Raw genomic sequence first — 8,131 nt, 5'->3', positions numbered from 1 at the left:
TTGTATATACTTACTAACGTAAGAAAAAAATTCTAAAAGGAGGTCGAAGGAAATGATGAAATTACAATTACATGCATTAACTTTAGCGTTAACTGCACCTGTGTTTTCTGGACAATTAAATATGAATTCGACCACCCTAATGGAGAATTGAAAATCGTACTTTATTTCATTTAATTCATAAATTCGCCACAGGAGGCCGTATACTTTCCTGTGGCTTTTTCACGCCCAGCCATAGGAGAACTGTATCTTCCTGTGGTTTTTTTGCGCGATTTTTTAGTCTCTTACATTATTTTTCTAAGAAAGGAGCAACATTCAATGACTATTAGCGTATTGTTTTTAAGTATTACGATTCAAAGAAATACAATTTCCAAAGATGAAATTCTTCATAATGAGCAAATTGAAAAAGCTATGAATGATGTTAAGGAGCGCCAAGCACTTTACTGTGATCACATGTAATTCCTTTTCGAAAGGAGGAATTCATTTATGACTTTTCATATTTTCTTTTTTACGACTGTACTTCAAAAAAATACTTTATCTGAAACTGAAATTAATCGTAAACAACAGTTAAAACAACTGACTGATAAAATAACTGACATTAAAAGTTCATACTACACTCAAATGTATTAAAAATATATTTTAAAGAGGTAATATATTCATGAAATTTAAAGCATTCTTTTTAACAATCACCATTCAAAAACGTAAACTTTCACAGAAAGAGATTTTACGTGAGCAACACATCCAAAATATTATGGACGAAGTAAAAGAACGCCAATCTTCTTATTACACTCGTCTTTTCTAAAACACTTATAAAGGGGTAATATATTCATGAAATTTAAAGTATTCTTTTTAACCATTACCATTCAAAAAAATAAATTTTCCGAGTCTGAAATGCTTCATGAGCGACAAATTAATCAGGCTATGGATTCTGTAAAAGAAAGACAAAGTCATTACTGTAGTCATCTGTAATTCCAATTCGAAAGGAGGAATTCACATATGAAGTTTTACCTATTCTTTTTAACGATTACGATTCAAAAAGAAACAATATCTCAAAATGAATTAAAACAAGAAAGACAATATAAACAAGTTATTGATGAAATTCGAGATCGTAGAAGCAAGTACTACACTCACCTTTAATCGTTTAACTATATAGAATTGAAAGGAGTCGATTATGATGATAGCACGCTGTAAGGAAATGATTTGGATAGTTCAGAGGGATTCCACATAGTTTTATAGAGCTTATATCACACAAGTTCATCACTGAATTTGATGTATAAAAAATATATAATAAAATCAAATCAACCCGCTTTTAATTATTTTTTATAAACAAAAGATACACCACTTAAAAAGAGGTGTATCTTTCTCAGGTTTTACTATTTCCGATTACTTCTCTTCGTCTTAAACAATCTCACTAAGTTCGAAACAACTGTTTTTGTTACTGCATAAACTGGTACTGCTAAAATCATTCCGATGATTCCAGCAAAGTTACCTACCCCTAAAATTAGGATAATAATTGTTAATGGGTGGATGTTTAATTTCGAGCTCATAATACGTGGTGAAATAATATTACTTTCAAACTGTTGTACAATTGTTACGATAATAATTACGTATAAGGCTTGCATCGGAGATACGAACAGTCCTACAATAACAGCTGGTGCTGCTCCGATAAATGGACCTAAGTTAGGAATGATGTTTGTAAATGCTGCGATAATCCCTAAAACGAAAGCGTACGGTAAATCGATAATTAAATAACCGATAAAAGTAAACGCACCTACAAATATACAAACGAGCGCTTGCCCTTGAATATATGCAGATAATGTTTCGTTCGTTTCCTTAATGATACGAAGCCCCTCTTCACGGTAAGACTCTGGTAATAAACTTACCGCTTTCCCTGGAAAGGCATGTCCATCTTTAAACATGTAAAATAAAATGAACGGTACAGTAAATACAACTAATGCAACGTTCGTGATAATACCAAATAAAGCCGTTGCACTCGACGTAATTGTATTTGGTATATCTTTTAAGTATTCAATCGCATTTTTTTCAATTGTTTCAATGGAAACGTAGTTTTGTGTAGATAACCATTCAAACAACCTATGATGTGATAATTCTTGTATGTATACTTTTCCCTCTTTTATGTAGCCTGGCATATTTTTAACCAAGTCCATTAGCTGTTGTGAAATCGTAGGAACAACTACTCCAACGCCAACCGCAGTTAATGTTATGATAAAAAGATATAACAGCAATATCGCTAAATTTCTAGGTACTTTTTTATTCTCCAAAAAGATTAATACAGGATTAAATATGAAGTATAAAAAAAGCGCGATTAAGATTGGGAAAAATAATGTTGATATGAAGATACCAATCGGTTGAAATAAAAATGATATTTTTGTGCAAATAAATATGATTCCTACAACCATTAGCACTTCTAATGTCCAAAAGTGCACTTTTGATTTCAAAAAAATGGCCTCCTTTAAACTAGCACTTCTCTTCATTGTACCAAAATAAGTATGAATTTCACATAATATTTTCCTTTACAATATTCCAAAATACCAATAAATACACTACAATGAGATTACATACAAATTTGCAGGTAAAGGTGATAAAAATGACACAATGCATCATTTGCAGAAAAGATACGAAAGAACTTAGTGAACAATATGTCATTCCAGAAATATTATGTGGATATTATTTCACAAACTCAATTTGTGATACTTGTCATGAACAAATGACAACAAATATTGATCGTCCTTTAATTAGGCATAAATTGAGTCAATTTAAGATTGAACAAATGAAAAGACAAATTGATTCCCCACTCTATACGAATGAGCACGGTGAGGAACTTGCGGCTGCTGAGACTGATGTTGTCGAAGTAAGCGACGAAATTCTTTATTCTAATGCATTAATTATGAAACTATGTAAAAAGCACGATATTTCCTTACATAATGAAATTTGGAAAGAGGAACGTGTAACGAAAGTAGCCAGTTCTATTCAACGTGAATTGCTATTGGATAACCGTAAATATAAAATGAGTATATTAAAAATGGCTTATACATTCGCTGTACAAACAGTTGATGGCTACTTTGAAGATCAAGATGCGATTGATATCTCTACCATTCTCTCAAATGCAGATTTCGTGGAACTAAAAGAAAAAAGCATTGTACGTGATTTAAGCAAAAGTTCTTTATGGAATACGCTAAATACAAGTAGTGAAAATCATTACTTTATTTTACTTAGCGATAAAGACGGTCTGTTTTGCTTCATTCGTTTGTTTGACATTTTTGATGTTGTCGTTCATTTATCAGAAAAAAGATTTGACCTTCCATCACCCATTGTCGGTGTAAATAATGTGAATACACAAAAATTTTATGTCCAAAGTTTAAAACAGTATATGGATGGGCTGTTTAAAGAAAAAGCACCTACTATATAACAGAGACCAGAACATACGGTCTCCTTTCTTGATGAAAAGACACTGTGTTATAATGAGTATGAAAAGAACAATACAATCACATAAACCAATTATAAATTGTATATAAATAAAAAAGACTAGTGTGCGGCTACACACTAGTCCACGTAACTTAGCAGATTGGATTGTTCATTTATCCTATTTGTTTCTTACAAACAAAACAACCCACATTCTATAGGCATAGGTGGGTTGTTATTTTTTGAGCTTGTCTATTAAAACGACGACGAACGTTAACAATGCAACGAGAAACAGTCCACCCTGCAGTAGCAACGCTATTTCACTCACGTATTATCACCCCCCTCCTACTCGGAGAAGTGATAATTGAACAACCAACCGCACCTTAAGTTACCCTTTAATTTTACCATATTTTCTAATAATTTACGATGAAAACCCGCAAGCGAATAACTTGCGGGTTTTTTATCTCGTGTTAACAGGCAGTAAACAAAATGAAGCAATAAATAAGTGAAACTTTATTTCTCACTATTTTTTTAATGCATATGCATCAGCAATCATTTCACCAACAATTTTATTTTCTTCTTTCTTCTCGTCTTTCAATAATGGGAATAACAATTCTGCCACTTCATACGCTTCTTCTAAATGCGGATATCCTGATAAAACAAACGTATCAATTCCTAACGATTCATATTCTTTTATCCTTTCTGCTACTGTATGCGGATCGCCTACAAGTGCAGTACCTGCCCCACCTCTTACAAGTCCGATTCCAGCCCATAAATTAGGGCTTATCTCTAACGACTCTCTCGTACCTTTATTTAAATGGGTCATCCGTTTTTGACCAACTGAATCATATCTTGCAAATGTCTTTTGAGCAAGCTCAATTGTTTCATTATCCACATATTGAATTAAACGTTCTGCCTCTTCCCATGCTTCTTCTTCTGTTTCTCTTACAATTACGTGTAATCTAATGCCAAATCGCACTGTACGCCCCTTCTCTTCTGCAAGTTTTCTTACTTCTTCTATTTTCTCTTTCACTTGCTCTGGCGGCTCTCCCCACGTTAAATATACATCACTATGTTCAGCTGCTACTTCTTTTCCAGCAGCTGACGATCCTCCAAAATATATAGGAGGATATGGTGTTTGAACTGGTGGGAAGACAACTTTACTATCTGTAACTTTAATATGTTTTCCTTCTAAAGAGATCATTTCACCTTGCAATGTCGATTTCCAAACTTTTAAAAATTCATCCGCTGCTTCATATCTTTCATCATGATCAAGATATAATCCATCTCCTTGTAGTTCAACTGGATCTCCTCCAGCTACTACATTAATAAGCAGCCTCCCATGTGAAATTCTATCAAATGTAGATGCCATCCTCGCTGCAACTGTAGGGGACATTAGTCCTGGTCTCACTGCTACTAAAAATTTTAGTTTTTCTGTTTCAGCAGCAAGAGCTGAAGCTAACACCCAAGGGTCTTCACATCCTTGACCAGTTGGAAGTAAAACACCCGTATATCCTAAATAATCAGCTGCCGCAGCAACTTGCTTATAATAACCATATTCAGCTGCTCTTCCTCGTTTTGTCGTTCCTAAATATCGACCATCTCCATAAGCCGGAATAAACCATAATAATTCCATACCTGTACACACCCCTTATTTATTTTGAATCGTATACTAACACATTCTATATAAATTACCCCTAATAATTTATATGTTAATTCCCTGTCTCACCTTTAAAGTTATCTCGCCATCTTAAAAACTTCACTTCTAGTAAACGTACTAGAGAGTCAGAAAACTTCCCAACAAATGCAAATATAATTATGCCGACAAATACGATATCTGTATTTGAAAATTGCCTTGCATCCATAATCATATAGCCAATACCTTCTGTAGACCCCATAAGTTCTGCTACTACTAAACTCACCCATGCAACACCTAACGATAACCTTGCTCCTAGTAAAAGGTTAGGCAATGCAGCTGGTAAAATTAGTTTCGTGATTAATTTTCTTTTACTAAACTCTAACACTCTCGCAACATCAAATAACTTTGAATCCACACCTCTAATACCTAAAAATGCGTTTACGTATAAAGGAAAAAATGCACCATCTGCAATTAATAACACTTTTGATGTTTCACCAAAACCGAACCATAATACGAAAAGCGGCGCAACAGCTAAATGAGGTACAGTTCTTAACATTTGCACAGATGGGTCTAAATATTGCTCACTTCTCGTTGAAAATCCAACAATCGTTCCTAAAATGATTCCTAAGCCCCCACCAATAAAGAAACCAGCCGCAGCCCTGAATACACTAATACTTAAATGGCCGAATAACTCTCCTGTTTTAATAAGCTCTTGGAAAGCTAGAAAAATATCTAATGGTGTTGGTAAAACTGTTTTAGAAACAAGACCGAATACGCCAGCCAACTGCCAAATTATTAATATAATAACCGGTATAGTAATCGCCCTTACTAAAACTTTTACATTTAACTTTCGTACCTTCTTTATGCCATTTTTCTTAATCGTTATACTCGCTGGTTTCATAACAGCTTTCGTATTTTCCACTTTACAAAACCTCTTTTCACTTCGTTTTCAATGCTTTTTCTACGAAAGAATTATCTACAACTTTTTCCGTCTTAATTTCTTTCTTTATAGAACCGAGCTTATATTGAAAATCCGCAGTCTTTTGTTGTTCTGCTATTATTTCCTTAGTTACCGGAACTAAAATTGGTTTGTCGTGATTAAACACTTCTTTTACAATCTCTGCATCTATCTTTTTTACAGAAGTGTATACTTTTATTGCTTCATCTAAGTTAGCATCTTGCCATACACGTGCTTTCTCATAAACTTTGAGGAATTTCTCAACTAATTCTGGATGTTCTTTCGCAAATTTTGTCCTCGTAATTAAAAATTCTGGTGAAGAGACATTTAATGTTTCACCGTCTGCAATCACCTTCGCACCTTTATTTAACGTATGTAATGATATGAAAGGGTCCCAAATCGCCCATGCATCTACTGATCCTGATTCGAATGCAGGCTGCGCTTCATCTGGTTGTAATTGAATGACATTTACATCTTTTGCATCAATACCTTCTTTATCAAGTGCTCGATATAATAAATTAAAGGCACTACTTCCTTTTGCTACTGCAATTTTTTTACCTTTCAACTCTTTTACACTCGCAATTTTGCTATCTTTTTGAACGAGAATTCCAGTTCCTTTTCTCGCATAACTTGTATTGGCGATTTCGGTAAATCCAATACCTGCTGCTTGCGCTGAAATGACTGGAGAATTCCCTACTTCACCAAAGTCTAATCGGTTTGATGCGATTGCTTCAAAATAAGGAGGTCCACTTTGGAACTCTGTCCATTTCACTTTAACTCCTTCTTTTTTAAACTCCTCTTCAAACCACCCCTTTTTCTTTGCTAGTAATAGCGGGCTTAATCCTTGTTGTATACCAATTTGTATTGTTACATCTTCTTTCTTACTACTTGCTGTACTTTTTTCACATCCTAACAAACATACTGATATAGCTAAAGCAAAAGAAAGAATTTTTAATTTTTTATACATATAAAATCACTCTTTTCCTATATACTTGTTTGAATCAACCCTCCATATTCAAACTGCTGTAATACTTTCGTTCGAAGTTGTTGGAACGATTGAGAAGTTTTATTTCGCGGATAAGGCAAATTATTTTCAATCACTTTATGTATTTCCCCTGGTTTTGCACTCATAATGATGATTCGGTTTGAAAGATATATCGCTTCGTCTATATCATGTGTAACGAATATCATTGTTGTTTTCTTCTGCTCCCAAATATTTAGCAATACTTCTTGTAAATGACTTCGAGTAAAAGCATCCAGCGCTCCAAAAGGTTCATCAAGTAATAATACATTTGGATCTCTTAATAACGCTCTCGCTATCGCAACACGTTGTGACATCCCGCCTGAAATTTCTTTCGGATACGATTTTTCAAAGCCATCTAACCGAACGATTTCAACCCATTCTCTTACCTTATCTTTCACATACTTATCTTTTAACGATAAATCTGCCGCTATATTTTCTTCAACTGTTAACCATGGAAAAAGCCTATGTTCTTGAAAAATAAAACCTTGTTTCTTGCTCGTTTTTAAGATAGGCTCCCCGTCAATAACAACTTCACCTTCAAAATCATTATCTAGACCTGCAACAATTTTTAGTAATGTACTTTTTCCGCACCCACTCGGACCAATTACTGTAACAAAATCCCCTTTCTCTAATTGAAAATTAATATTCTCTAGCACTTGAACCGTACCAGTTTGTTTTAAAAAATATTTTGATACCCCATCAATTGAAACAGTCATTTCTTCCCCTCCTTAAAATGATTCATATAAATGAACAGATTCAGTATTTGTGCAATAAAAAAACCAAAGGCATTTTATCTGTTGATAAAATGCCTTTGGTTTCTCCAATCAGCAATACGTTATGGAATTAAGTACATATTATACAAATATTTCCGATAAGTCAACTAGGTTTTATTAAAACATACATATGATTTGTTTGAACATTTTACTTTTGTTTATTTAAACGATATCGTTTACTTACTATTTTTTCTGATCTTTAATCCACTGTAACCAATAAGAAAACTCACACGCTAAATGCATTTGATGGGATTTAATAACTAAGCGACGAAATTTCTACAAAAAAAAGAGTAATTTCAAGAAATATGCTACTAACC

General features: G+C 33.7%; 12 protein-coding genes. 6 read left to right on the top strand and 6 right to left on the bottom strand.

Annotation, left to right across the window (positions count from 1 at the left end):
* The first annotated feature begins 315 nt into the window (after window positions 1-315).
* From GBN78_RS27255 to GBN78_RS27235, 5 genes are read left to right on the top strand one after another with little or no spacing between them, the layout of a single operon-like run.
* Window positions 316-456, top strand: coding sequence for a YrzI family small protein (locus GBN78_RS27255; protein ID WP_000156194.1), 141 nt, complete (start codon window positions 316-318; stop codon window positions 454-456).
* 27 nt (window positions 457-483) lie between these two features.
* Complete coding sequence (locus GBN78_RS27250) at window positions 484-627, top strand: YrzI family small protein (RefSeq protein ID WP_000142729.1); 144 nt, start codon at window positions 484-486, stop codon at window positions 625-627.
* A 28-nt stretch (window positions 628-655) separates the two neighbouring features.
* Window positions 656-799, top strand: coding sequence for a YrzI family small protein (locus tag GBN78_RS27245; RefSeq protein ID WP_000668963.1), 144 nt, complete (start codon window positions 656-658; stop codon window positions 797-799).
* Window positions 800-825: 26 nt separating this feature from the next.
* Window positions 826-966 carry a YrzI family small protein gene (locus GBN78_RS27240; protein ID WP_000669805.1) on the top strand — a complete coding sequence of 47 codons (141 nt, stop codon included), beginning with the start codon at window positions 826-828 and terminating at the stop codon, window positions 964-966.
* Window positions 967-993: 27 nt separating this feature from the next.
* The gene (locus GBN78_RS27235; protein WP_098299701.1) at window positions 994-1,134 is read left to right on the top strand and encodes a YrzI family small protein; all 141 of its coding nucleotides are present in this window, start codon (window positions 994-996) and stop codon (window positions 1,132-1,134) included.
* Window positions 1,135-1,370: 236 nt separating this feature from the next.
* Here the strand turns inward: GBN78_RS27235 and GBN78_RS27230 are convergent, their stop codons facing one another.
* Window positions 1,371-2,456, bottom strand: a complete 1,086-nt coding sequence (locus tag GBN78_RS27230; RefSeq protein ID WP_000837892.1) for an AI-2E family transporter — start codon at window positions 2,454-2,456, stop codon at window positions 1,371-1,373.
* Between the two features lie 149 nt (window positions 2,457-2,605).
* Between GBN78_RS27230 and GBN78_RS27225 the strand changes: the two genes are divergently transcribed.
* Window positions 2,606-3,427 carry an HNH endonuclease gene (locus tag GBN78_RS27225; RefSeq protein ID WP_000189710.1) on the top strand — a complete coding sequence of 274 codons (822 nt, stop codon included), beginning with the start codon at window positions 2,606-2,608 and terminating at the stop codon, window positions 3,425-3,427.
* A 228-nt stretch (window positions 3,428-3,655) separates the two neighbouring features.
* Here the strand turns inward: GBN78_RS27225 and GBN78_RS30775 are convergent, their stop codons facing one another.
* The 5 genes from GBN78_RS30775 to GBN78_RS27205 all read right to left on the bottom strand — a co-directional run bounded on the left by GBN78_RS30775 (window position 3,656) and on the right by GBN78_RS27205 (window position 7,757).
* Window positions 3,656-3,748, bottom strand: coding sequence for a putative holin-like toxin (locus tag GBN78_RS30775; protein WP_001289320.1), 93 nt, complete (start codon window positions 3,746-3,748; stop codon window positions 3,656-3,658).
* A 195-nt stretch (window positions 3,749-3,943) separates the two neighbouring features.
* Entirely contained in the window at window positions 3,944-5,056 is a 1,113-nt protein-coding gene (gene ssuD / locus GBN78_RS27220; protein WP_098299700.1) for an FMNH2-dependent alkanesulfonate monooxygenase, read from the bottom strand.
* 76 nt (window positions 5,057-5,132) lie between these two features.
* Window positions 5,133-5,981: an ABC transporter permease gene (locus GBN78_RS27215; protein WP_000432134.1), complete on the bottom strand. Its 849-nt coding sequence runs from the start codon at window positions 5,979-5,981 to the stop codon at window positions 5,133-5,135.
* 16 nt (window positions 5,982-5,997) lie between these two features.
* A complete protein-coding gene (locus GBN78_RS27210; RefSeq protein WP_098299698.1) occupies window positions 5,998-6,984 on the bottom strand; it encodes an aliphatic sulfonate ABC transporter substrate-binding protein in 987 nt (328 codons plus the stop codon).
* A gap of 17 nt (window positions 6,985-7,001) precedes the next feature.
* Complete coding sequence (locus GBN78_RS27205) at window positions 7,002-7,757, bottom strand: ABC transporter ATP-binding protein (RefSeq protein ID WP_098299697.1); 756 nt, start codon at window positions 7,755-7,757, stop codon at window positions 7,002-7,004.
* Window positions 7,758-8,131 lie beyond the last annotated feature (374 nt).

The sequence above is a fragment of the Bacillus sp. B2-WWTP-C-10-Post-4 genome (genome assembly GCF_009183805.1).
Taxonomy (GTDB): domain Bacteria; phylum Bacillota; class Bacilli; order Bacillales; family Bacillaceae_G; genus Bacillus_A; species Bacillus_A cereus.
The sequence above is the reverse complement of the archived record's forward strand: the minus strand, read 5'-3'. Positions and strand labels throughout refer to the sequence as shown.